The following is a 24673-nucleotide window of genomic DNA, read 5'->3' on the forward strand; positions in this document are numbered from 1 at the left end:
GGGAATGAGTTTTCAACATAACATGAACGCCGCAGCCACGATTTTCCACTGAATGCGGTGCAGCAGGCGGCAGCGGTGTTCAATCTGCGCTGTCAGGCTCCGGCCCGCGCGTCTTGCCCGCCGGCGGCTTGAGCTTGACCACCCGGCCGCTGCGCGCCGATTCGTAGATCGCATCCATGATGCGCTGGTCCTGCAACCCCTCCTCGCCCGGCGTGTGAACGTCCTTGTTTTGCTGGATGCAGCTGGCGAAGTGATCGATCATCAGCGTGAACTGGTTGGTCTTGCCGGCCGGGATCTCGGTGGTCAGGTCCTTGCCGTCGACCACGCGCGTGATCCGCAGCTTGTTACCGTGATAGGCGTAGGCAGGATCCATGTCGGCCCAGGCTTCAAACCCATTCAGGCGGAACATCTGCGACTTGTGCGCCGAATAGCTGGTGCTGCAGGTAGCCGAAAAGCCGCTGGGAAAGCGCAGGACGAACTGACACGATTCCTCGACTTCGCGAAAACGCGCATCGCCTGGCGTCGACCAGATGCTGCCGAATACCTCGGTCGGTTCTTCGCCGCTGAGAAAGCGCGCGGCATTGATGCAATAGATACCGATGTCCGGCAGCGCGCCGCCACCCGCCAGCGCTTTCTTGAGGCGCCAGTGCTGCGGGTCGCCCATATTCTGCGAGTTAACCGAGTTGAATTCCTTCAGCGCGCCCAGCTTTTTCTCGCGAATCATGTTCACCAGGGTGCGATCGAGCGCTTCGTACTGGCTGCGATAGGCGATCATCAACTGGCGCCCGCCCTTGCGGCACGCGTCGATCATCTGGCGGCACTCGGCGGCGCTGTTGGCCATCGGCTTTTCGCACAGCACATGCTTGCCAGCGCGCGCCGCACGCACGGTGTACTCCAGGTGCATGTTGTTGGGCAGCGCGATGTAGACGCTTTTCACGTCCGCCATCTGGGCCAGCTTGTCGTAATCCTTGTAGTCGAGCACCGCGCTTTCCGGGATGTTGTACTGGCGCGCAACCTTCAGGCCCTTTTCGCGGTCCCCCGTGACCAGCGCCACGACCTTCGCATGCTTGCTTCGCTGGAAGGCAGGCAGCATCTCGTCGATGGCGATGCGGCCCAGGCCGACCACGGCGATGCCCACCCGCTCATCCCACGAGTCACCCGGCGGCTCGGTCTTCTCGGGCTTTTCGGACTTGTCGAAGATGGGCGGGAAGCTGACCCGGTTTTGTTCGCTGGCCGCGGCCTGCAGCGCTGGCGTGGACAGGGCGGCCACGGTACCGACATAGCGCAGAAAATCGCGGCGCGGCGGCTGATCGTGCTTCATGAGGATTCCTTTCGCGTAGGGGGAATGGATCCTCGCATGCGACTCGGAACAGCAGCGCTCGCTTGCCGGGCAGAAAACCGCTCACGCCTCGATGTATGGTGTCAGCGCACACCGACGTCAATCAGCAGGTGGCGCGCCCACGATGAATATCTTTTGCAATGTCGCTTCCAGTGACAGCAGTGAAAATGGTTTTTGAATGAACGCATCGATTGGCGGCGCCGAATACTCGGGCAGCTCGACTGCGGCGGCCATGATCACTTTCAAGTGCGGCTGGATCTTTTTTGCATCGATCGCATAGCTCGGCTCGCCAAGCAATGTGGCGCCCGGGCTAATCATCATTGCGTCAAACACCATCACCTCAAGCATTTTGAGGCCGCGAACGGGTGACGATGCGCCCAGACCAGAGTGACCCAGTGCCGTCAACAGATCGAGAATGGTCTCGCGAATGAGAAGGTCTCGTTCGACTATCAAGACATAGCATCGCATGGATCGGCTTTCTTGATGACTGGTGGTCGAGCTTACTCTCATGGCGCGCAAAATGCGGCCGTTCTCAACATATCAACAGAAAAACAAGCGGGGGTCAGGTCTGACATTCAGACACGAGCTCAACAAAAGCTCTGTCCATGCATGCCCAAGTGAAGGTACTAAGCAAGAGCCCTCGTCCAAATGTCAGGCCTGACCCTGCCCATTCATCGTGAACACAGAATCTTTGCAGACAAGGAGGATTTTATATACGCACGTTCAGCATCGCTCCCGTGTCGGGCCGGGCCCTGACGAGGTTCAACGGGCAAATGCACCATAAATCAGGAGGATTAAAAAGACAGCAACGATCAACCACAACGCGATCCGCACGACTGGATACCGTTTCGCACTGATTGGACCGAGGATATTCAAGATCAGGTCAGCCAGCATACTTCTTCCTTTGGTCTCTTCAGCAGTGACTGAGTGGGTTGTTCGCCTACGTCTGCCAATCCGAAGCTGATGATCGCTCAGCTATTGCCATTTTTTGATTGGAATGCGGACACCACAATAACCCGCCCCATAGCGGAAAAGAGGCGATTGAGGGTGAAAAAACACATGAGGGAGACCACCCCCTGAGCGAATCCTGTGACAGGCCACGTGCCAGCGCCAATCAACAAGGGAATTGACGTAAGCGCAGTGACAAAAGAGACCATGCCAACGAACCACCATTTCTTTTCAATATTCAAATCTGTACCCCTTGAAAGCTTGGTTTAGTGTATCAGGCTGACAGTACGGAAAAGTCACAGACTATTGCCACAGCCGACATCAGTTCTGCGCAGCACAACGGCTATGAACCTGCGGCCCTTGTCACCGTGGGGTACGCCATGGTTCAGTAGCGAGCCTTTCAGGCCCGCCACCACCCCCTGATCAGTTGTGAATGTACTTGGTGTACACGTCGCTGAAATCGCGCTTGGTATAGGTATCGAGCATCGCGGTATTCAACGCCGTCAGCAATTCATCGAACTGACTGACGAGACCACCGGCGCCCGGTGCGATATTGAGCTTGTGCACCGATGCAGTAGCGTCCAGCGTACGCAGCGCGTTGTTGCGGCATATTGCATCGCGCTGCTGGCGCTTGCCGATCGAGATCAAGGCTTTATAGATGTCCTTGAGCTGTTCGATGAACGCTTTCTTGACGTCGATGGAGAACTTCGTGTCGTCCAGATTGAATTTCAGTTCGATATCCATATCGAGCGTGCCAGCCGTTTCGATGGTCACGCCACTGATCTGGTGCGACGCGTAATCGTAGCGTTTGATCGCGCGCTTCGACGAAATGGCCGAGTCGCCATCCACATGGATCAGGCCAAGATTGGTAAAGCAGTATTCGTCCTTCTTGCTTTTGATGAGAAAGAAGATCTGTTCTCCGTCTTCGGTGAACAGGTAGTCATCCGCATCGACATTGCCGTAGTCGGCCGGGCCGACAATGACGCCGATATCGCTGATGCCGAGTGCTTCTGCCGCCATACGCTTGAACATGATCGCCTTTCAGAGGTGGGGAAAAAAGATACATTACCACCGTTTATTCGGGCCCCCCAAGAATGACGCTCGACGCCTTGAACACGGCGGTTGCAGCTGTGCCCTCGGCCAGCGCCAGCGTATCGACACTCTCGTTGGTCACGGTCGCGGCAACCGTGCCGCCGCCGCCAAGCGCAATCACGACCTCGGCATTGACGGCGCCGCGCGTCAGGCGCGTGACGGTGCCGGCCAGCTGGTTGCGCGCCGACAGCCGCACGCCCTCGCCCGCCGTCATGACGATCACGGACGACGACTTGATCAGCGCAAACACTTGCCGGCCCGGCGCCAGCGCCAGGTTGTCAGCGCTCTCGCGCGTGACGATGGCGACAATCCTGTGTCCGCCGGCGATGGCGAGTTCGATCTCGTCATTGACCGCGCCCGCCGTAACGCGCGTCACGGTGCCAAAGAACTGATTGCGTGCGCTCGTTCGCATCCTGAACCTCGAAAATAGTGAAACATCGTCGGCCACGCCCTCTGCCTGTCGATTAAGCCGCTCCAGAAAATCATGGTGCAGTTGCTCGATCATGGCGAAGTTCTCGACCAGCTGCGCGCCGCGCGCCGTCAGGCGCGTGCCGCCGCCACCCTTGCCGCCCGTCGAGCGCTGCACGAGCGGTTCGCCGGCCAGGTTGTTCATCGTGTCGATCGCCTCCCACGCCGCCTTGTAGCTCAGGCCAACCTGTTTCGCGGCTGCGGTGATCGAACCGCATTGCGCCAGCGCCGCCAGCAAGCCGACGCGGTTCGTGCCGCCGAGCTGCTCGCCACCGACCGTCATCCAGACGGTGCCCCCGAGAGCGATGTGCCTGTCATCCATGTGCGCTCCAGAATCCGTTATATACTTGCGACTATAGCGCTTTTTACGACTGAGGAACGACATGAAATACCTTGCCAGTGTGCTCGCCGTGGTGACTTGCCTGGGAACGGCCCACGCTGGCGAAGTCCAGGTGGCGGTGGCCGCCAACTTTGCCGGCCCGATGGAAAAGCTGGCCGAGCAATTTCAGAAAGACACGGGCCACAAGGCCGTCGTCGCCAGCGGCGCGACTGGCAAATTCTATGCGCAGATCCGCAACGGCGCGCCGTTCGAGGTGCTGCTCTCGGCCGATGATGAAACGCCGGCGCGGCTGGAAGCCGAAGGCCATGCCGTCGCCAGGAGCCGCTTCACCTACGCGGTCGGCCGCCTCGTGCTGTGGTCAGCCAAGGCCAACTACGTCGATGCAACCGGCGCCGTGCTCAAGACGGGCGACTTCAAACACCTGGCCGTCGCCAATCCAAAGACGGCCCCGTACGGCGCGGCGGCCGTCGCCGTCATCGACAAGCTGGGCTTGACCGCGCGTTTGCAACCACGCCTCGTCCAGGGCGAAAACATCGCGCAAGCCTTCCAGTTTGCCAGCACGGGCAACGCCGAACTGGGTTTCGTGGCGCAAGCACAGGTCTGGCGCGACGGCAAATTCACGGCCGGTTCGGGCTGGATCGTCCCCGCGACGATGCACGCGCCGATCCGCCAGGATGCCGCGCTGCTGACCCGCGGCGCGAAGAATCCGGCTGCGCAGGCACTGCTGGACTATCTGCGCACCGACAAGGCCAAGGCGCTGATCCGCGCCTACGGCTACGAAGTCTAGGCACATGCTGGACGCGTCCGACTTCGCCGCGATCTGGCTGACGCTCAAGCTCGCGACCCTCGTCACGCTGCTGTTGCTGCTGTTTGGCACGCCGCTGGCTTGGTGGCTTGCGCGCACCCGCTCACGCGCCAAGCGCGTGGTCGGCGCGCTCGTCGCCCTGCCCCTCGTACTGCCGCCGACCGTGATCGGCTTTTATCTGCTGCTGGCGATGGGGCCGAACGGCCCGCTCGGGCAACTCACCGGCGCGCTGGGCCTGGGCACCCTTGCCTTTACCTTCACGGGCCTCGTGATCGCCTCGGTGTTCTATTCGCTGCCGTTCGTCGTGCAGCCGTTGCAGAACGCGTTCGAGGCCATCGGTGAACGCCCGCTCGAAGTGGCCGCCACGCTGCGCGCCGGGCCGTGGGACACCTTCTGGTCGGTGGTCGTGCCGCTGGCGCGCCCCGGCTTCGTCACCGGCGCGATCCTGGGCTTTGCGCACACGATCGGCGAATTCGGTGTCGTGCTCATGATCGGCGGGAACATCCCCGACAAGACGCGCGTCGTCTCCACGCAAATCTACGACCACGTCGAAGCGATGGAATATGCGCAGGCCCACTGGCTGGCCGGCGGCATGCTAGTGTTCAGCTTTGTCGTGCTGCTCACCTTGTACACGCTGTATCCGCAGTCGATGCGGGGAACGCAGCGATGAAGCCCATCTCGCTCGCATGCCGGATCGACCGCGGCACGTTCGATCTCGATGTCGACCTGACCCTGCCCGGGCGCGGCGTGACCGCGCTGTTCGGCCACTCCGGCTCCGGCAAGACCACGCTGCTGCGCGTGCTGGCGGGCCTGGAGCGCGTGGCCGGCGCCCGCGTCGCGCTGGGCGACGAGGTGTGGCAGGACGATGCGCGCAAGCTATTCGTGCCGACCCACGAACGCGGTATTGGCTACGTGTTCCAGGAAGCGAGCCTGTTCCCGCATCTCTCCGTGCGCGCCAATCTCGAGTTCGGACGCAAACGCCTCAAACCCGCCGAGCGCCGCTTCGACCTGCTGGCGGTGGCCGAACTGCTCGGCATCGAACGCCTGCTCGATGCCAGTCCCGCCACGCTGTCGGGCGGCGAGCGCCAGCGCGCGGCCATTGCGCGCACGCTGCTTGCCTCGCCCCGCCTGCTGTTGATGGACGAGCCGCTCGCTGCGCTCGACATGCGGCGCAAACTCGAGATCCTGCCCTACCTCGAACGCCTGCACGACGAACTGGCGCTGCCGGTCGTGTACGTCAGCCATGCGGCCGACGAAGTGGCACGCCTGGCCGATCATCTGGTGGTGCTGGAAGAAGGCCGGGTGCTGGCCAGCGGCCCGTTGGCCGCGACGCTTGCGCGGCTGGACCTGGCGGCAAATTTTCAGGACGACGCCGGTGTGATGCTGGAAACGACGCTGCAGACGCACGACGCCGATGGCTTGTCGCACCTGGCATTTGCCGGCGGCGTGCTGCTGGTGGGCCAGCGCGACGTCGCCGTCGGCACCCGCGTGCGCTGCCGCATCCATGCACGCGATGTGAGCCTGGCGCTGGAACGGCCACGCGGCAGCAGCATCACGAACATCCTGCCGGCGCGGGTCGATGCGGTGGGCCCGAGCGGCACGCCCGGCCAGGTGCTGGTGCGCCTGCTGGTCGGTGACACGGCGCTGCTGGCGCGGATCACCGAGCGTTCGCGGCGCGAACTGGCGATCGCGCCGGGCTGTGCGGTATGGGCACAGGTGAAGGCCGTGGCGCTGCTGGCCTGAAACTGAACCGGGTTATCCCCGCAGCGCCGCTTCCAGATCGGACAACTCGGCCGGCTTGACCAGATGCGCATCGAATCCGGCCTCCTGCGCGCGGCGGCGGTCTTCCGGCGAGCCGTAGCCGGTATGCGCCACCAGGCGGATATGCGCCAGTTGCGGATTGCTCTTGATGCGGCGCGCCACCTGGTAGCCATCCACGCCCGGCAAGCCGATATCGAGCACGATCACGTGCGGCTCGTGGCGCGCGGCCAACTCTTCGATCTCGTTGGCGTCGGCCGTGGTGTGCGCCTCGTAGCCCATCTCGGCCAGCAAAAAGCCCATCATCTCCATCGCATCGACGTTGTCGTCCACCAGCAGCACGCGCATGCCGCCGCTCTGCGACTCGGGAGTTGGTTGCGTTGCCGTCGCATCGTCTGCGCCGGCGCCGACATGCAGCAGCGGCAGGTCGACCATGAACGTGCTGCCAAGGCCAATGCCCTCGCTGGTAGCCGACAGATGGCCGCCATGCAGTTCAAGCAGGTGCGACACCAGCGACAGGCCGATACCCAGGCCCTCCGGCGCGCGGTCGGGCGGCACCTCGACCTGGGTGAACATGCCGAAGATGCGTGGCAGGTTGTCCTTGGCGATGCCGATACCGTTGTCGCGCACCGAAATGCACACGCGCGCACTGTCGGTGACGCGCACGGCCAGGTGAATTTGGCCACCGGTGGGCGTGAACTTGGCGGCGTTGTGCAGCAGGTTGCCGACCGACTGGGCCAGGCGCACCGGGTCGCCCGAGACCCAGATCTGGTGGTCCGGCTGCTCGACGCTCAAGTGGTGCCCGCGCGCGTTAATCAAAGGCGCAGCCGTCTCGATGGCCTGGGCGATCACACCGTTGATGTCGACTTCTTCATTGCGCAGCACGATCTTGCCCTCGGAGATGCGGGCCACATCCAGCAGGTCATCCACCAGGTGCGCCAGGTGATCGACCTGGCGCGTGATCACGTCGCGTGCATGCGCCTGGCGCTCGGCCGCCCCTTCACCGATGGCGCCCAGCAGCGCGGCCGCGTTGCGGATCGGGCTCAGTGGATTGCGCAGCTCGTGCGCCAGCGTCGCCAAAAACTGGTTTTTGTTGCTGTCGGCGGCGCGCAGCAGCGCCTCCATCTCGCGCCGGCCCGTGATGTCGCTGGTCACGCGCGCCACCCGCACCACCTGGCCGCGTGCATCGCGCACCGGGAACACGCGGTCGCGCACCCAGCGCACCTGGCCGTCGGCACCGGCGATGCGGAACTCGTCGTCGTAATGCGCTTCGAATGCCACGCGTTCCCAGCGCGCCGCCATGCGCGCGCGGTCTTCCTGGTGCACGGCCGCGAGCCAGTCGTCGGGCTGCTCGCCCAGCGCCTCGGCGCTGCGGCCCCACACGGTGGCATACGCCGGGCTGACATACACCACCTCGCGCGCCGGCACCGAGAACATCCAGAACACGTCGTCGATATTGTCGGTCAGCTGGCGGAAGCGCTCTTCACTGTCGCGCAGGTCAACCTGGATCTGGCGCATGCGCAGCAGCGCATTGACGTTGGCGATCAGTTCATCGGCCTCGATCGGCGCGGCCAGGTAGTTGTCGGCGCCGCCTTCCAGGCCGCGGATCTTGTCGGCGCGGCCCGTCAGCGCGGCCGACGTCTGCAGCACCAGCACCGTGCTGCTGTCCGATTCGGCCTTGATGCGGCGGCACACTTCGATGCCGTTGATGTCGGGCAGTTTCACGTCGAGCAGCACCAGCGCCGGCAACGTGTTGCGCACGATTTCCAGCGCGTCGGTGCCATTGGCCGCTTCCAGCACCTCGAAGCCGGCGCTTTGCAGGATGCGGGTCTTGGCGTAGCGCGCGCCGTCGTTGTCGTCAACGTTGAGAATCTGGGTCGGATGGGAGTTCATGATCCTGTGGTGTCAAATGCTGATGGCGTCGGCGCCAGGCTGCGCGGCAGGGTCAGCGTGAAGGTCGAACCGACACCGACGGTGCTGGCCACGTCGACCCGCCCGCCGAGCAGTTCGGCCAGCTTGCGGCACAGGGGCAGACCGAGACCGGTGCCCTTGCTGCGCCGTTGCAGCGGATGCTCGATCTGGCTGAATTCTTCAAAAATGAGTTGCAGGTTGTCGTGGCTGATGCCGATGCCGGTATCGGCCACGGCAAATGCAATGGTGTCCGCCTCGGGATCGTGCGCGGCAAACACCAGCACCGAGCCCTGCTCGGTGAATTTCAGCGCGTTCGAAATGAAGTTGCGCAGGATCTGCGAAATCTTGCCTTCGTCCGAATACAGGGGCTCGCTCACGCCGGACGGCTCGAACACCAGTTCGACGCGCGCCTCGTCCACCAGCGGACGCAGCATCCCCTTGAGCGCGCGGAACAGGTTCTCGACCACCACTGGCTCGACCTGTACCTGCACCCGCCCCGCTTCAATCTTGGCCAGGTCGAGCAGGTCATTCACCAGCTCGGACAAGTCGTTGGCCGCGGTGGCGATGAAGCTCACCTGGCGCTCCTGTTCCTCGGTCAGGTCGCCGTCCATCCGGTTGAGCAGCAACTGGGCCAGCGCGCGGATCGACGACAGCGGCGTGCGCAGTTCGTGGCTCGTGTTGGACAGGAAGCGCGACTTCATTTCGTCGGCGCGGCGCAGGCGCTCGGCCTTGTCCTCGATCTCGGCGTACAGCGCCACGATGCCGCGGTTGGTGTCTTCCAGCTCGCGCGTGAGCGACATCAGGTCTTCCTGGCGTTCGCGCAGCTCGGCCAGTGTCGACAGCAGCTCCTGGTTCTGCATCTGCAGCTCGTGCAGCGGGGTGGCATCCGGGCTGTCGGCCAGGCGCGCGCCGATTTCAGCCAGCCGCGCCGGCGTGATGCGCTCGTGCGCCGGCAGCGCCTTGCGCACCGTGACGTTGGCCGCGCCGGTTTCACCGGGATCGACTTCGCACGCGTCCATCAGGCGATGGGCGGTGACGATCGCCAGTTCGCGCAGCGACTCGGGGCCAATTTCGCCAAACGTGGCGTCGCCTGCACGGCCATTGCGGGGCCGCCCGGCGCTGACCAGGACTTCGAGATGCTGGCGCCCGTCGCGTTCACACAGCTGGAACACGGCGCGCCCGCCGGGGCCCTGGTAGCTGGCGCCGCGCGCTACTTCGGACACCGCCGTGCCAACCCGCACCTGGTCCTGCTGCGACAATCCCAGCATGGCCGAGATCTGGCGCGCACGCTGGCGCACCAGTACCACATCCTGCTCGCTGTCCAGGCCAACGCTGAGGATGCGCAGGGATGTCATGGGAGGCTCGCTGCCCGGCGCACGACAACGACCATCGCGTCGTCACGGCCGCGAATGAAGTCGCGCATCAGCACCGCGGCGATCAGCGCCGGCGCGCGCCCGTGCAGGCCCGGATACTTGTGCAGATCCCACTGGGTCTGGATGCCGTCCGAGCACAGGATGCACAGCGCCCCGGCCGGAAACGGCACCGCGAACTCCTGTACCTTGCGCATATTGGCGCCGACGATGCCATTGTGCGAGACCAGCGCGCGCCGGTCGTCGTCGATCACGACGCCGGCGATATTGCCCACGCCGGCGAAACTCAGTTCGTCCTTGTAGAAATCGATGCGCGCCGCCGCGAGGGCCGCGCCGCGCGTGCCGCGCAATGCGTCGTGCGCCACGTGCACCATCTCGCCGGCACCAACCGGACCGCACTTGGCCAGCGCATCGATCGCCGCATTCGTGGCCGCCGCTGCATTCGGGCCGTGGCCCAGGCCATCGCACGCCAGGATGGTGGCGCCATCGTCGCCGCACGAGACGGCCCAGCCGTCGCCGCATTCATCTTCGCCGGCGATCGGCGCCCACAGCGCGCCCACTTCCACGCCGCTCGGATGCGGCGCCGGTTCGTCGCGCCACAGGCGCATGAAGAACGCCGTGCCCTCGCCGCGCCGCGTGTAGACGTCGAATTCATCGGACAGGCGCAAAAGCGCGCCCAGGCCGGTGCCGGCGGTGCCGGCGCTCGAAACCCCATCGAGCAGGCAGTTGTCGATGTCGGCGATGCCGGGGCCCTTGTCGAGCGCCAGCACGTCCACGCCGATGCCGGCCGGCGACTGCGCGGGACCGACGTGCATGGCGCCTTCGCCGGCGTGCTTGAGGATGTTGGTGGCAGCTTCGGTGATGATCAGGGCCAGCTGGCCGGCCTTGACTTCATTGAAGCCCAGCGAGTCGGCGACCTTCTGGCCGGCGCGGCGCACGGCCGCGACATCGCTGGCATGGGTGAGGGTAAAGACGAAGTGCGACGACTGAGAACTGATCAGCGTTTCCATTTGATAATCAGCACCGCAGTGCCCTCCTTCGGACGGCTGTCGATGTCGAATTCGTCGACCAGCCGCTTGGAGCCTCCCAGGCCGAGGCCCAGGCCGCCGCCAGTGGTGAAACCGTCACGCAGTGCGCTCTCGATATTCGGGATGCCCTGGCCGGCGTCGACGAACAACAGCCCGATGCCAAGGCGCGCGCCGTCGTCGAAGGCATCGAGATGCACCTCGCCGCCGCCGCCGTATTTGATGGTATTGCGTGCCAGTTCACTGGCCGCCGTCACCAGCTTGGTCTGGTCGACCAGCGAGAGACCGATCGCCACTGCGCGTTCGCGCACCTGCTTGCGCACGCCCACCACGTCTTCATCCGAGCGCAGGCGCAAGGTCACGCGGCCGGTGCGCTGCGCGCGGCGATGCTCCAGCAGCGGTGTCTCGAACAGCACCGTCTGGGTTTGCGCGTCGACCATTATCGATAGCTCTTTCCGAGCAGGGCCATGCCCTTCTCGACATTGAGCGCCGTCTGAACGCCATGCAGGGTCAATCCGAGTTCGACCAGCGTGATCGCCACTGCCGGCTGCATGCCCACCACCACGGTGCGTGCGTCGAGCACGCGCGCCATGGCGGCAGTATTGCTGATCATGCGGCCGATGAAGGAGTCGACCAGGTCGAGCGCCGAGATGTCGATCAGGACGCCCTTGGCACTGTCGCTGACGATGCGCTGGGTCAGGTCGTCCTGCAATTGCATCGCCAGGCGGTCATGCATGTCGACCTGGATCGTCACCAGCAACAGGTCGCCCATGCGCAGGATCGGGATACGTTCCATAGCACTCGCCTCAGGCTGCGTTCTTGATCATGATCGACGCGCCGGTGCGTTCGAGCGCGACCAGGAAGGCGTCGGCCAGCGTGGCCTTGGTGATCACGTCTTCCAGGTTCACGCCCAGGTGCACGATGGTTTGCGCGATCTGCGGGCGGATGCCGCTGATGATGCAGTCGGCGCCCATCAGGCGCGCGGCCGCGATGGTCTTCATCAGGTGCTGGGCCACGAGCGTGTCGACGGTCGGCACGCCGGTGATGTCGATGATGGCGATCATGGCGCCCGTGTCGACGATCTTTTGCAGGATGTTTTCCATCACCACCTGGGTGCGGGCCGAATCGAGGGTGCCGATCAGCGGCAGCGCCAGGATGCCGTTCCACAGCTTGACCACGGGCGTGGACAGCTCGAGCAGCTCCTGCTGCTGGCGCACGATGATCTGGTCCTTCGTTTTCTGGAACACTTCGATCGTAAACAGGCCCAGCTTGTCGATCAGCGTGTTGACGGTCCAGGAGGCGATGGCCAGGCCATCGGCATCGGTCTCGAACACATCGCGCAGGCGCGCGAACAGCGGCTGCTTGAGCGAGAACACGAGCGTTGCCGTTTCGGCCGGGGTGGAGCCGGCCTTGGCGCGGGTGGCCGAGATTTCGCTGAGCAGGTCGCGCACTTCGTCCCACGAACGGTGCTCGATGTTCTCGAGTTCACCGCTGCGGGTCGCGACTGCGAACGCCTTCAGCAGCTGCTGGCAATGGGCGCGCAACTGCTCGCGCGCCGCGCCGCTGCTGCGCACCGTGATCGACTCCAGCTGGGCGAGCCATTCTGCGCCAATCCCTGATTCTTCTGCAAGAATCGCCTGGCTGATCCGGTCCGCATAATCGTTCATGCTCATCTGTCGTGTCCTCAAATAATAGGTGGCGCCGCACAATATCCCGCGCATTCCGGGCTGCTGTGGCAGAGTGCTGGTAAAAATCCAACTATACCATTTCCGATGTAGACAATCGGCCTTGTTCTATTGACTAGAGGATATTTTTACGCGCTGTGCGCAGGCCTGCACGGTGGGCCCATTCATACAACACGGGTAGCAATAATAACGTCAGCACGGTCGACGACAACACCCCGCCGATGACCACGGTGGCGAGGGGGCGCTGGACCTCGGCGCCGGTGCCGGTCGCCAGCGCCATCGGTACGAAGCCCAGCGAGGCCACCAGCGCCGTCATCAGCACCGGCCGCAGGCGTGCCAGGGCGCCATCGCGCACTGCATCGGGTAGCGCCACTCCCTCTTCGCGCAGGCTGCGGATGAACGCGATCAGCACCAGGCCATTGAGCACCGCCACACCCGAGAGCGCGATGAAGCCCACCGCCGCCGACATCGACAGCGGGATGCCGCGCGCCCACAGCGCGGCCACGCCGCCGGCCAGCGCGAACGGAATCCCGGTGAACACCAGCAGGCCATCGCGCAGGTTGTTGAAAACCAGGTACAGCAGCACGAATACCAGCAGCAGTGAGGCCGGCACGATCAGGCGCAGGCGCTCGGCGGCGGCGGTCAGGTGCTCGAACTGGCCGCCCCAGGCCGTCCAGTAGCCGGGCGCAATGCGAACATCCTGCGCAATGCGTGCCTGCGCTGCCGCGACGAACGAGCCGATGTCGCGCCCGCGCACGTTGGCAGTGATGACCACGCGGCGCTTGCCTTCTTCGCGACTGAGCTGGTTCGGGCCAGGTGCGACGTCGAAAGTGGCGATTTCGCCCAGCGTGATGAAGCTGTGTCCTCCCTCCTTCGTGCCGGGCAATGCCACCGGCAGCCGGCGCAGCGCGTCGATGTCGGAGCGCCTGTCTTCCGGCAGACGCACCACGATGTCGAAGCGGCGGTCACCTTCGAACAGGGTACCGGCCACGCGCCCGGCGGTGGCGGTCGCGATCATTTCCTGCACGTCGCCGATGTTCAGGCCCATGCGCGCGGCGCGCTCGCGGTCGACCCGGATCTGCAGGATCGGCAGGCCGGACGTCGCCTCGACCTGCACCTCGGCCGCGCCAGGCACCGTGCGCAGACTGGCCGCGATCTGGCCAGCGGTCGCTTCCAGCACCCCCAGGTCGTCGCCGAACAGCTTGACGGCGACGTCGCTGCGCACGCCCGAAATCAGTTCGTTCACGCGCAGCTGGATCGGCTGGCTGAATTCGTAGCTGTTGCCGGGCAGGCGTTCGAGCGCCGTGCGGATCGCCTCTTGCACGGCAGCGCGCGAACGTCTTGGCTTGGGCCACGCGGACTCAGGCTTGAAAATGATATAGCTGTCGGCCACGCTGGGCGGCATCGGGTCGGACGCGATTTCGGCCGTGCCGATGCGGGCGAACACGCGCGCGATCTCGGGCACTTCGCGCATCAGCGTCGTCTCGATCTGCTGCTGCATCCTGACCGACTGGGTCAGGCTCGTGCCCGGCACACGCACCGTCAGCACGGCCATGTCGCCCTCGTCGAGATTGGGCGCAAATTCGGTGCCCAGGCGCGTGGCCATCAGCACCGCCAGAGCGATCACCAGGCCGGCAAACACCAGCACCACGGCGCGGTTGGCCAGCGCATAGTCGAGCGCCGGCGCGTACCAGCGGCGCGCGGCCAGCATGACGCGGCTGTCCTTTTCGGCGACCTTGCGGCCGATGAACAGCGCCACGGCGGCCGGCACGAACGTCACCGACAGGATCATCGCGCCCAGCAGCGCGAACACCACCGTGAACGCCATCGGGTGGAACATCTTGCCCTCGATGCCGGTGAGCGCAAAGATCGGCAGATACACGATCATGATGATCAACTGCCCGTAGATCAGGGGCCGCCTGGCCTCGCGCGCGGCGGCGAAGACTTCGGCAAAGCGCTCTTCGCGGGTGAGCAGGCGCCCGAGCCGGTGCTGGGCGCCGGCCAGCCGGCGCACGCAGTTTTCGACGATGACGACTGCGCCGTCGACGATGATGCCAAAGTCCAGCGCGCCCAGGCTGAGCAGGTTGGCGCTGACGCCGCCGGCGACCATGCCGGAGAACGTAAACAGCATCGCCAGCGGGATCACCAGCGCCGTGAGCAGCGCCGCGCGCAGGTTCCCCAGAAAGAAAAACAGCACGGCGATGACGAGGATCGCGCCCTCGACGAGATTCTTGCGCACAGTGGCAATCGCCTTTTCGACCAGCACCGTGCGGTCATAGACGGTGACCGCCTTGACGCCCTTCGGCAGGCTACGGTTGATCTCGAGCATGCGCGCGTCGACCGCCTGCGCCACCTTGCGGCTGTTCTCGCCGATCAGCATGACGACAGTGCCCAGCACCACCTCGACGCCGTTCTCCGTGGCGGCGCCGGTACGCAGCTCGCGCCCGATGCCCACTTCGGCGACGTCGCGCACGCGCACCGGAATCCCGTTGACGCTGGTGACGACGATATTGCCGATGTCGTCCATCGACGCGGCCTGGCCCGGCGCGCGCACCAGGTACTGCTCGCCCTCGCGCTCGATGTAGCCGGCGCCGACATTGCTGTTGTTGCGCTCGAGCGCGTGCACGATGTCGATCAGTTCCAGCCCGTACGACGACAGCGTGGCCGTGTTCGGGGCCACCAGGTATTCCTTGTCGAAGCCGCCGATGGAATTGATATCGGTGACGCCCGGCACCGTGCGCAGTTGCGGCTTGATGATCCAGTCCTGGATCTCGCGCAGGTCGGTCGGCGTGTAAGGCGTGCCATCGGGCTTCTTCGCACCGGGTTCGCTCTCGACGGTCCACTGGTAGATTTCACTCAGGCCCGTGGCGATCGGCCCCAGCGCCGGCACCACGCCGGCCGGCAGGTTCTCGCGCGCATCCTGCAGGCGCTGGCTCACGAGCTGGCGCGCGAAGTGGATGTCGGTCCCCTCGTCGAACACCACCGTCACCTGCGACAGGCCATAGCGCGACAGCGAGCGGTAGGTTTCCAGGTGCGGCAGGCCGGCCAGCACCGCCTCGACCGGATAGGTGATGCGCTGCTCGACCTCGAGGGGCGAGTAGCCCGGCGCGGCCGTGTTGATCTGCACCTGGACGTTGGTCACGTCGGGCACGGCGTCGATCGGCAGGCGGCCGTAGTTGTAGATGCCGATGGCCGCCATTGCCAGCACGGCCAGCAGCACCAGCCAGCGGCGCTCGATACTGAGCGCAATGAGGCGGTCGAACCAGGTGGAAGCTTGCAGGTCAGTGTTCATGGCTGGCCTCGCCCTTGCCCTGTTCGGCCTTGACCGTGAAGCTGCCGCTGGCGGCGTAGGTGTCGCCCGGATTCAGGCCGGCCGTGATCTCGATGAAGCGTGCATCCGCGCGGCCGGTGCTGACAGGCTGCGCGATGAAGCCTTCCTTGACGCGCTTGTAGACCACCTGCCGTGCATCGACGGTCTGGATTGCCTCGCGCGCAACCGCCACTGGCACGTCGCTCGAGCCGGTCACGATGTCGACGTTCACGGCCAGGCCTGGCCGCCACGCGGCGCCCGGATTGGCCAGCACCACGCGCGCCTTGGCCGAGCGCGACGCCTCGCCCACCAGCGAACTGACAAAGCTCACCTTGCCGGGCGCCGTCGTATCCGAGGCAATCGAACGGATCACGGCGGTCGTACCGACGCGCACGATGTCTAGGTCACGTGCCGGCACCACCACGTCGGCCCACACGGTCGACAGGTCGGTCAGCGTGAACACGCGCGTATCGGCGCCCACCACTTCGCCCAGCGTAATGTGCTTTTCAACGATGATGCCGTCGAACGGCGCGCGGATGGCGAGCAGATTCGAGCCGCCGCCACCCGCGGCGCCCAGCGCCTGCAGTTGCTGGCGCACGGTATCGCGCGCGACTTCGGCCTCGACCAGTTCCTGCTCGGCTTTCAGCAGATCCTGGCGCGCCGTGATCTTTTCTTCCCACAGCGTGCGCTCGGTCGCCACGGTCCGGCGCGCATAGTCCACGCGCTTTTGCGCCGCCGTCAGCGCGCCGCGCTGGCCGGCGATGTCGGCGCTGGCGATGCTGGCCAGGACCTGGTCCTTGCGTACCTGCTGGCCCAGGTCGGCGCTGACGTCGCGCACCGAACCGGCAGCGCGCGGCGTGACGTGGGCGGTACGGTCTTCGTTCAGCGCGATCTGGCCCGGCATGCGGATGAAGGTGTCCAGGTGCTTCGGGCCGGCCGTGGCAACCGTGATGCCGGCCACGGTGATCTGGTTCGGCGTGAAGTGAATGACGCCGTCGTCGGCGTGTGTTCCTTCTTTTTCTTCGGCGTGTTCGCCCTGTTCGGCGTGTTCGTCATGCTCGGCGCCTGCCGGCTGCGCGCGGTCGCGCAGCATGACAAAGGCGGCAAGCGCCAGCGCGATGGCCAGCATGATGACGATGATGCGGGTTTGCTGCTTGTTCATGGGTTCTCCTGCACGGCTGCCTGTCCCAGCAGGCGTGCGATATCGGCCTGCGCGCGATGGCTCTCGGCGACGGCATTGAGGTATTGGTAGGTGGATTGCGCGAGTACGCGCTGGGCGTCGAGCACGTCGATCAGGCCGAACTTGCCAAGCTCGAAGCCGCGGCTGGCGGCGCGCTGCGCGTCCTGCGCACCCGGCAGGATGTCGGTCGCGATCAGCGCGCATTCGGCCAGCGCTGTGCCAAGTCTCGCATGGGCCTGGCCCAGTTCAGCGCGCAGGCGGGCAGCTTGCGCATCCTGTTCGTCCTGCGCCTTGTCGACGCGGCGCAGCGCATCCAGGACGGCGCCATCGTTGCGATTGAACAGCGGCAGCGGCACCGACAGGCCCAGCACGGTGCGGTTGCGGGCATCGGGCCCTTCGCGCTGAGCGCCGACGATCACGCTGACGTCCGGCGTGCGGCGCGCCTGTTCGAGCCGGGCCAGCGCCTGGCGGTGCTTCAGGTACGCGCCAGCCTGGCGCATGCCGGGTGCGGCGTCCAGTTGTGCCAGTAACCGGTCGAGCGGCGGCAGCACGGGCAGCGTGACAGCGTCGGGTTCGACGACCACGAGTCCGCGCGCGTCACCCGCCCACAGCGCTGCGAGCTGGATACGCGCTGCCTCCAGCGCGCGCGCCGCCTGCAGCGCCTCGATGCGCGCGCTGCCCTGCGCCACACGGGCGCGGGTCTGCTCGACGGGCGACAGGGTGCCGGCATCGACCCGCTTGCCGGCGGCATCCAGCGCGCGGCCAGCGAGATTCACCAGTTCCTGCGACATGCGTTCGCGCGCCAGCGCAGACACGACGTCGTGGAACGCGGCAATCACATCGGCGCGCACGCGCGCCTGCTCGGCGTTCAGCGCCAGCGCCGCCAGCTGGCCTTCGTGGCGCGCCGCATCGATGCGCGCGGCGCGCTTGCCGCCCAGTTCCACTGGAATGGTCAACAGCGCCGTGGTCGTGCGGCTGTCTCCCCGCGTGCCCTCGCGCAGCAACTCGAGCTCGGGATTGGGCCGCGCCCCGGCCTGGGTCAGTGCGCCCTGTTGCGCGGCGACTTCCTGGCCGGCCGCGCGCAGCGTCGGATTCAAACGCAGGGCCAGCGCGATGGCGGCGTCGAGCGTCAAGGGCTGCAGGGGTACGGCCACGGCGGCAGCCATGGGCGCGGCCTGGGCGGCAAGTGGCAGGCCAATGGAGGCCAGCGCGCACGCCATGGCGAACGCCGCCAGCGGCGGTGTCAAACGGTGTTTCATGATGGTGCTCCGAACGGGTGAATGTCCGGCGAAGGCAATCGGGCGGCCGCGCGTGGCGGGCCGGCGATGGAGGTTCGCCGCGCTAGATGCGCAGCAGGCGGTCGGGTGGCGGGATCAGGTCGGGCACGTGCGAGACGTAGCGCCGTGTTTCGCCGCGCAGGTGCGGCGCCCCCTTGGGCAGGGGCAGATTGGGTTGCGACGACAGGACTGCGCTGGCCGACAGATGATGGCAGGCGTCGCAGTCGTTGCACGGGTCGGCCGGGCTGGCGTCATCCTGGGTGGCAGTCGATGACGCGCTCGCGGTCGAGGACGAATGCTTGTGGGTGTGGTGGCCCGGGTGCATCGTCTTTTCATTGTGCGTGCAATAGGCAGCACCCGCCGCCCAGGCGGCCTGGAAGGGCATGGCGAACAGCAGCAGGATGAGGAAAAGACGGCGCATCGGATCGGTCGTTGTCGAATGGCGCGCGACCGGATGATCGCGCGCCAGATGCCATTAAATACCCTGTAGCGGCTGGAGGGTCAAGGATTATCGTCGCGCCGCGCCATACGCGTTACAGGCAGGGTCCGCTTAACCGACCAGCACGCTCGCACGCGACTGCGGTACAGGTTGCGCTGACTGCGGAACAGGCTGCGCTTCCTGTGCACCGCTGCGCGCAGGCACCGGCACATCGAACTGATAATCGGCCGCGGCATGCACTTCCCAGCCGCCGTCGCCCGTCAGCCACAACACGTGCGTATGGTGACGCAGCACGCCGGCGCGGTGCGCGACGCTCACCAGCGTCGTGCCCTTGTCGCGCAGGCGCTTGTACAGCGACGATTCGTTGGCACTGTCGAGCGCGCTGGTGGCTTCGTCCAGGATCACGATGGCTGGCTCGTGCACCAGCACGCGGCCAAATGCCAGGCGCTGCTGCTCGCCGATCGACAGCAGCTTTTCCCAGTCGAGGACGGCGTCCAGGCCCCCGACGCGTCCGGCCAGGTACGGCAGGTGCACCTGCTCGAGGATGTCGGTCAGCTGCGCGTCGCTCAGCGACGTGCGGGTGCTTGGATAGATGAGCTGGCTACGCAGCGTGCCCGGCTGCAGATACGGCTGCTGCGGCAGGAAGAAGAAATCCTCGCGCGGCGGATGATGAATTACCCCGCTGCCCTTGTGCCAGAGCCCGGCAATGGCGCGCAGCAGCGAGCTCTTGCCGCAGCCGCTGTCGCCGTTGATCAGCAGCGCGTCGCCCGGCTTCAGGGACAGCGTCAGGTCCTTGATCAGCACGCGGTCGGACTGCGGCGGGCACAAGGTCAGTGATTCAAGTGCCAGATGGTCGCCAGGGGTGCGCGTGATGCGGGCCTGCGTGTCGCACGGATTGCCGGCCGGCGGCTCGGGCATCACATGCATCGACAGGGTCTGCAGCCGGCCGATGCCCGCGACAAAGCGGCTCAGGCTCTCGAAGTTGTCGACGATGACGCCCACCGCTGCCAGCACCGCCGTGAACGCGCCGGCCGCCTGCACCGCACGGCCCACTTCGAGCTCGCCCGACAGGACGGCATCGGCCAGGATCACGAATGGCAGCACGAGTGTGAGCTGACTGAAGGTGCGCTGGAACAGATTGAGCGCGCGCTGCTTCTTGATCAGGCGCGAAAAATTATGGATGACCTTGTTGAATTTGCTGTCGATGTGCGCGCGTTCCTGCGCTTCGCCTCCATAGAAGGCGATCGACTCAGCATTCTCGCGCAGCCGGATCAGGCTGAAACGAAAATCGGCTTCGCGCCGCAACTGCCAGAAGTTCAGGTGAATGAGCGGATTGCCGAACACCACCAGTGCGATGATTGTGCCCAGCAGCGCGTAACCCACCAGGACGGCCACCAGCACGTGCGAGATCGACCACAGCACGGCGCTGAACGCCACCAGCTGCATCAGCGAACCCAGGAAGATCAGCATGAAGTGGACCGAGCGGCCGGTGAACGTGTTCACATCCTCGCAGATACGCTGGTCCGGGTTGTCGATCTCCTGGTTCGAGCCCAGCTCATAGTATTTGCGGCCGCCCACGTAGCCATCGAGAAAGCGTCGCGTCAGCCAGCGCCGCCACTTGTTCGCGAACAGGTCGCGCATATAGTAGTAGAACGCGTAGATCGGCACGGCAAACGCCAGCACGATCAGGCAAGCCTGGACCGCGCCCCAGAAGCGGTTTCGGTCCTTGCCGGCCAGCGCCGACGTCAGCTCGCCGGCCTGGTCATTGAGCATCACGGCGAGCTTGGTTTCCACCAGCATCAGCACGATCAGCAGGGCCAGCAGCAGCCAGGCCAGCTTGCGCTCGTCGCCCAGCCAGTACGGCTTGGCGACGCTGACGAACTGTTTCCATGCCGCCACCGACAAGGGCGGGCCTCTGCGCTTTTTCTTCGTATTGCCAGGAATGCCGCGTGGCGTTCCCTCGTCAAGCGTCTGTGTATGGTCCGTCATGATTCTGCAATGCCTGTTCCCGGCGCGTCCGACCACGAAAACGCGTCCGGTGGTACGTTGATTCGTGCTGGCATCGGCAGCGATGGCGCCAATGTCTGCAAACCTGTGAATTGTATTTACCCAGTTCACGTACGCAGCATACGGTTGTGTCAGCAAGTAATCCGTGCGGAAACAGACATAACTACACTATCTTGATGGAATCCTCGCTGGACGCAACATCAAAGGCGGCGAGCCCATCGACGGGCGTGCCGTCAATGCACTTTTAGCAGGGCCAGGTCGGGAAACTGCGTTACGCGGTAGCGGATCGGGTAGGTGTCGGGCTCCGGTGTCATCAGGTGCCCCGCGACCGCACTCACCGTATCCCAGTCGTACGTGCCGGCACGCTGCGCCTCCCCCTGCTCATTGAAGCGTACCAGGGCGATCCTGTCTGCCTTGGGAAGCAGCGCATCGACACCCTCTGACCAGGTACAGAGGCTGAATTCCTGGCGCGCATGGTTGTCTTGTGCCAGCATGAAGCTCGCGACAAACAAGTCGAGGTCGTGCTTTTCATGCAGATCGTCGAGAAGTGTTTTCTGGTCCGCATAGTCTTCGGCCAGATAGCGTTGGCGCAATTGGGCCAGGCCGCGTGCAACTTCCTCATCTTCAGGGTTATGGGTTTGTGCGCTGCCGTTCCGAAAATGGTACATCGCCGCCGATACCGTGCGGCCCTGCTCTTCACTGGCAGTGTGGGCCAGGGCAAGCATGGCCAGTAACGCACGGCGATCTCCAGCCGGGGCCAGCAAGATGCTGTCGCGCGTGGGAATCATCGCGACCGGGTCGCTGATGCCGGCGCGGTGGATCACGTCTGGCAGCAGAAGGCGGGATGAGTCGTAGGCATCGTTCCAGTCGCCGACCATCACGCCATCAGGGTTGCGTACGAATCCGCCACCCGGCATGCCACGCAGATGATCGAGCGCCATATCCAATGCCACCGCAAACGACACCCCCCATGCATCGAGCTGCGTTGCAGTCACGATACTCATCGAATCGGCGTCATCGACGACAATAACGGTCACGACATCCTCGCCAAGTGGCGCCGCGGACGTACCAGCCAATGCCGTTCCCGCAAGACGTGCCGACAGACGTAGCGACTCGGCGTACGAGCGCGCCCGAACGGCCGGCAGAAGGTTGGCCCTGACATCCTCGAAGCGCTGCGGAAGCGAGGTGTCGCGCAAGATGGCCATGCACATCTCGAGAAAGCGCGGGCGATCGGCGCGCGCAGCATCACAATATTGTTTGTGCAGGTTGGCGAGATTGACGATCTGGTCGCCGTTTGCACCGGTGAGGATGCGGGCCCGGTCCGCGTCAAAGTGCATCGGATGGGCAAAGCTGCTGTGCTGCGCATGCGCCATCAGCGCCTGTGCGAACTTTTTCAGGGATGGCTTGAACTGGAAGAGTGTCAGCATGGCGCGCCTTGATCGTGGTGATCCACGAATGTAGCGTACCCGATTGCCGGCGTCGAATCGCCTTGCATAGCACATCGATCCCTTTCGTCAAGAAGGCGGCGCCGCCCGGTTTTCTCGCGCATACCGGCGTAAAAAAACCGCCAGGCTCACGCACTGGCGGTTTTTTCATATTGCAGCGTGATTACACCGCTGCGCCTTCGACCGGATCAGCCGCCTTCATCGACAGCTTCAGACGACCGCGCTCGTCGGTCTCGAGGACCTTGACGCGCACTTGCTGGCCTTCTTTCAGATAGTCGGCAACAGCGTTGACACGCTCGTTGGCGATCTGCGAGATGTGCAGCAGGCCATCCTTGCCTGGCATGACTTGCACGATCGCGCCGAAGTCCAGCAGTTTCAGCACGGTGCCGTCGTAGGTCTTGCCCACTTCGACCGATGCGGTCAGCTCTTCGATGCGGCGCTTGGCTTCCTGGCCGGCAGCAGCGTCAACCGACGCGATCGTGACCACGCCTTCGTCGCTGATGTCGATCTGGGTGCCGGTCTCTTCGGTCAGCGCGCGGATGACAGCGCCGCCCTTGCCGATAACGTCACGGATCTTCTCTGGATTGATGCGGATGGTGATCAGGCGTGGCGCGAAGTCCGACAGTTCGGTTTTCACGGTTGGCATGGCCTTCTGCATTTCGCCCAGGATGTGGTGACGGCCTTCTTTGGCTTGCGCCAGTGCCACCTGCATGATTTCCTTGGTGATGCCCTGGATCTTGATGTCCATCTGCAGCGCGGTGATGCCTGCTGCGGTACCGGCCACCTTGAAGTCCATGTCGCCCAGGTGATCTTCATCGCCCAGGATGTCCGAGAGCACGGCGAACTTGCCGCCTTCCTTGATCAGGCCCATGGCGATACCGGCCACGTGCGATTTCATCGGCACGCCGGCGTCCATCAGTGCCAGGCAGCCGCCGCAGACCGAAGCCATCGACGACGAACCGTTCGACTCGGTGATTTCCGAGACCAGGCGCACCGAGTAGCTGAAGTCTTCCGGATCCGGCAGCGCAGCGATCAGCGCGCGCTTGGCCAGACGGCCGTGGCCGACTTCGCGGCGCTTCGGCGTACCGACGCGGCCGGTTTCGCCGGTGGCGAACGGAGGCATGTTGTAGTGCATCATGAACGAGTCGGTGTACTCGCCCATCAGCGCGTCGATCTTCTGGCTGTCGCGGGCGGTGCCCAGCGTGGCAACGACCAGCGCCTGCGTTTCACCGCGGGTGAACAGGGCCGAACCGTGGGTGCGTGGCAGGACGCTCGAACGGATCGAGATCGGACGCACGGTGCGGGTATCGCGACCGTCGATGCGTGGCTCGCCTTCCAGGATCTGCGAACGCACGACCTTGGCTTCCATGTCGAACAGGATGTTGCCGACGTCGCCAGCATCTGCCGTCACGCCAGCGGCGTTCAGGTCAGCCATCACTTCGGACGACAGCGACTTCAGTTTTTGCTGACGCGCCGATTTTTCGCGGGTCTGGTACGCATCGCGCACTTTCGCGCCGGCCAGTTCGCCGATACGGGCGATCAGTTCTTCGTTCTTTGGCGCTGGCGCCCATTCGACTTCCGGCTTGCCGCCTTCGGCGACCAGGTCGTGGATCGCATCGATCACGACTTTCATCTGGTCATGGCCGAACACGACGGCGCCCAGCATGATTTCTTCGGACAGTTGCTTGGCTTCCGACTCGACCATCAGGACGGCGGTTTCGGTACCGGCCACGACCAGGTCCATCTGCGAGGTCTTCAGCTCGGTGGTGGTCGGGTTCAGGATGTACTGGCCATTCGCGTAGCCGACGCGCGCGGCGCCGATCGGGCCGCTGAACGGGATGCCGGCGATGCACAGGGCGGCCGACGCGCCGATCATCGCAGGGATGTCCGGATCGATTTCAGGGTTGACCGACAGCACGTGGATGATGACCTGGAGTTCGTTCAGGTAGCCTTCCGGGAACAGCGGACGGATTGGCCGGTCGATCAGGCGCGAGGTGAGCGTTTCTTTTTCGGAAGGACGGCCTTCGCGCTTGAAGAAACCGCCCGGGATTTTACCCGCAGCATACGTTTTCTCGAGGTAGTCGACGGTCAGCGGGAAGAAGTCCTGGCCCGGCTTGGCATCCTTGCGTGCGACCACGGTTGCCAGCACGACGGTATCTTCGACCGACACCACGACGGCGCCGCTTGCCTGGCGCGCGATTTCGCCCGTCTCCAGGGTGACAGTGTGTTGACCGTACTGGAAGGTTTTCGTAACTTTGTTAAACATGGGGTATC

The 24673-nt window shown here is 64.8% G+C and carries 21 protein-coding genes; 3 read left to right on the forward strand and 18 right to left on the reverse strand.

Annotation, left to right across the window (positions count from 1 at the left end):
• Positions 1–79 precede the first annotated feature (79 nt).
• The 5 genes from AC56LW_RS01760 to AC56LW_RS01780 all read right to left on the reverse strand — a co-directional run bounded on the left by AC56LW_RS01760 (position 80) and on the right by AC56LW_RS01780 (position 4169).
• Positions 80–1321, reverse strand: a complete 1242-nt coding sequence (locus AC56LW_RS01760) for a Gfo/Idh/MocA family protein (RefSeq protein WP_499631030.1) — start codon at positions 1319–1321, stop codon at positions 80–82.
• Between the two features lie 117 nt (positions 1322–1438).
• On the reverse strand, positions 1439–1807 hold the full coding sequence (locus tag AC56LW_RS01765) for a DNA-binding transcriptional response regulator (protein WP_332531020.1): 369 nt from the start codon (positions 1805–1807) through the stop codon (positions 1439–1441).
• A gap of 294 nt (positions 1808–2101) precedes the next feature.
• Positions 2102–2233, reverse strand: coding sequence for a hypothetical protein (locus AC56LW_RS01770; RefSeq protein WP_499631033.1), 132 nt, complete (start codon positions 2231–2233; stop codon positions 2102–2104).
• Positions 2234–2710: 477 nt separating this feature from the next.
• On the reverse strand, positions 2711–3319 hold the full coding sequence (locus AC56LW_RS01775; protein WP_499631036.1) for a PH domain-containing protein: 609 nt from the start codon (positions 3317–3319) through the stop codon (positions 2711–2713).
• Positions 3320–3362: 43 nt separating this feature from the next.
• Positions 3363–4169 carry a TOBE domain-containing protein gene (locus AC56LW_RS01780; protein WP_499631039.1) on the reverse strand — a complete coding sequence of 269 codons (807 nt, stop codon included), beginning with the start codon at positions 4167–4169 and terminating at the stop codon, positions 3363–3365.
• Positions 4170–4230: 61 nt separating this feature from the next.
• Here AC56LW_RS01780 and modA point away from each other — a divergent pair, with 61 nt between their 5' ends.
• From modA to modC, 3 genes are read left to right on the forward strand one after another with little or no spacing between them, the layout of a single operon-like run.
• Positions 4231–4974, forward strand: coding sequence for a molybdate ABC transporter substrate-binding protein (gene modA, locus AC56LW_RS01785; RefSeq protein WP_499631042.1), 744 nt, complete (start codon positions 4231–4233; stop codon positions 4972–4974).
• Between the two features lie 4 nt (positions 4975–4978).
• Complete coding sequence (modB, locus tag AC56LW_RS01790) at positions 4979–5662, forward strand: molybdate ABC transporter permease subunit (protein WP_258834921.1); 684 nt, start codon at positions 4979–4981, stop codon at positions 5660–5662.
• The gene (modC, locus tag AC56LW_RS01795; protein WP_499631045.1) at positions 5659–6735 is read left to right on the forward strand and encodes a molybdenum ABC transporter ATP-binding protein; all 1077 of its coding nucleotides are present in this window, start codon (positions 5659–5661) and stop codon (positions 6733–6735) included. The genes modB and modC overlap by 4 nt, the downstream gene beginning before the upstream one ends.
• 12 nt (positions 6736–6747) lie before the next feature.
• On the opposite strand, the gene AC56LW_RS01800 is transcribed toward modC, so the two are convergent.
• The 13 genes from AC56LW_RS01800 to pnp all read right to left on the reverse strand — a co-directional run bounded on the left by AC56LW_RS01800 (position 6748) and on the right by pnp (position 24665).
• Positions 6748–8643, reverse strand: coding sequence for an ATP-binding response regulator (locus AC56LW_RS01800; RefSeq protein ID WP_499631048.1), 1896 nt, complete (start codon positions 8641–8643; stop codon positions 6748–6750).
• On the reverse strand, positions 8640–10016 hold the full coding sequence (locus tag AC56LW_RS01805; protein WP_499631050.1) for an ATP-binding protein: 1377 nt from the start codon (positions 10014–10016) through the stop codon (positions 8640–8642). The genes AC56LW_RS01800 and AC56LW_RS01805 overlap by 4 nt, the downstream gene beginning before the upstream one ends.
• Positions 10013–11041, reverse strand: a complete 1029-nt coding sequence (locus AC56LW_RS01810; RefSeq protein WP_499631052.1) for an ATP-binding SpoIIE family protein phosphatase — start codon at positions 11039–11041, stop codon at positions 10013–10015. The genes AC56LW_RS01805 and AC56LW_RS01810 overlap by 4 nt, the downstream gene beginning before the upstream one ends.
• Positions 11029–11496, reverse strand: a complete 468-nt coding sequence (locus tag AC56LW_RS01815; protein WP_332531010.1) for an anti-sigma regulatory factor — start codon at positions 11494–11496, stop codon at positions 11029–11031. Before AC56LW_RS01815 ends, AC56LW_RS01810 begins: the two co-directional genes overlap by 13 nt.
• A complete protein-coding gene (locus AC56LW_RS01820) occupies positions 11496–11852 on the reverse strand; it encodes an STAS domain-containing protein (protein WP_183555342.1) in 357 nt (118 codons plus the stop codon). Before AC56LW_RS01820 ends, AC56LW_RS01815 begins: the two co-directional genes overlap by 1 nt.
• Before the next feature lie 10 nt (positions 11853–11862).
• On the reverse strand, positions 11863–12729 hold the full coding sequence (locus AC56LW_RS01825) for an STAS domain-containing protein (RefSeq protein WP_499631054.1): 867 nt from the start codon (positions 12727–12729) through the stop codon (positions 11863–11865).
• Between the two features lie 127 nt (positions 12730–12856).
• Entirely contained in the window at positions 12857–16033 is a 3177-nt protein-coding gene (locus AC56LW_RS01830) for an efflux RND transporter permease subunit (protein WP_499631056.1), read from the reverse strand.
• On the reverse strand, positions 16023–17213 hold the full coding sequence (locus tag AC56LW_RS01835; protein ID WP_499631058.1) for an efflux RND transporter periplasmic adaptor subunit: 1191 nt from the start codon (positions 17211–17213) through the stop codon (positions 16023–16025). The genes AC56LW_RS01830 and AC56LW_RS01835 overlap by 11 nt, the downstream gene beginning before the upstream one ends.
• Positions 17210–18490, reverse strand: coding sequence for a TolC family protein (locus AC56LW_RS01840; RefSeq protein WP_499631060.1), 1281 nt, complete (start codon positions 18488–18490; stop codon positions 17210–17212). The genes AC56LW_RS01835 and AC56LW_RS01840 overlap by 4 nt, the downstream gene beginning before the upstream one ends.
• 82 nt (positions 18491–18572) lie before the next feature.
• Positions 18573–18929, reverse strand: a complete 357-nt coding sequence (locus tag AC56LW_RS01845; RefSeq protein ID WP_332531006.1) for a hypothetical protein — start codon at positions 18927–18929, stop codon at positions 18573–18575.
• A gap of 129 nt (positions 18930–19058) precedes the next feature.
• Positions 19059–20936, reverse strand: coding sequence for an ABC transporter ATP-binding protein/permease (locus AC56LW_RS01850; RefSeq protein ID WP_499631063.1), 1878 nt, complete (start codon positions 20934–20936; stop codon positions 19059–19061).
• A gap of 251 nt (positions 20937–21187) precedes the next feature.
• Complete coding sequence (locus tag AC56LW_RS01855; protein WP_499631066.1) at positions 21188–22381, reverse strand: DUF1444 domain-containing protein; 1194 nt, start codon at positions 22379–22381, stop codon at positions 21188–21190.
• Positions 22382–22562: 181 nt separating this feature from the next.
• Positions 22563–24665, reverse strand: coding sequence for a polyribonucleotide nucleotidyltransferase (gene pnp, locus AC56LW_RS01860; RefSeq protein WP_499631069.1), 2103 nt, complete (start codon positions 24663–24665; stop codon positions 22563–22565).
• Positions 24666–24673 lie beyond the last annotated feature (8 nt).

This window comes from Telluria sp. LT2P80 (assembly GCF_059685955.1).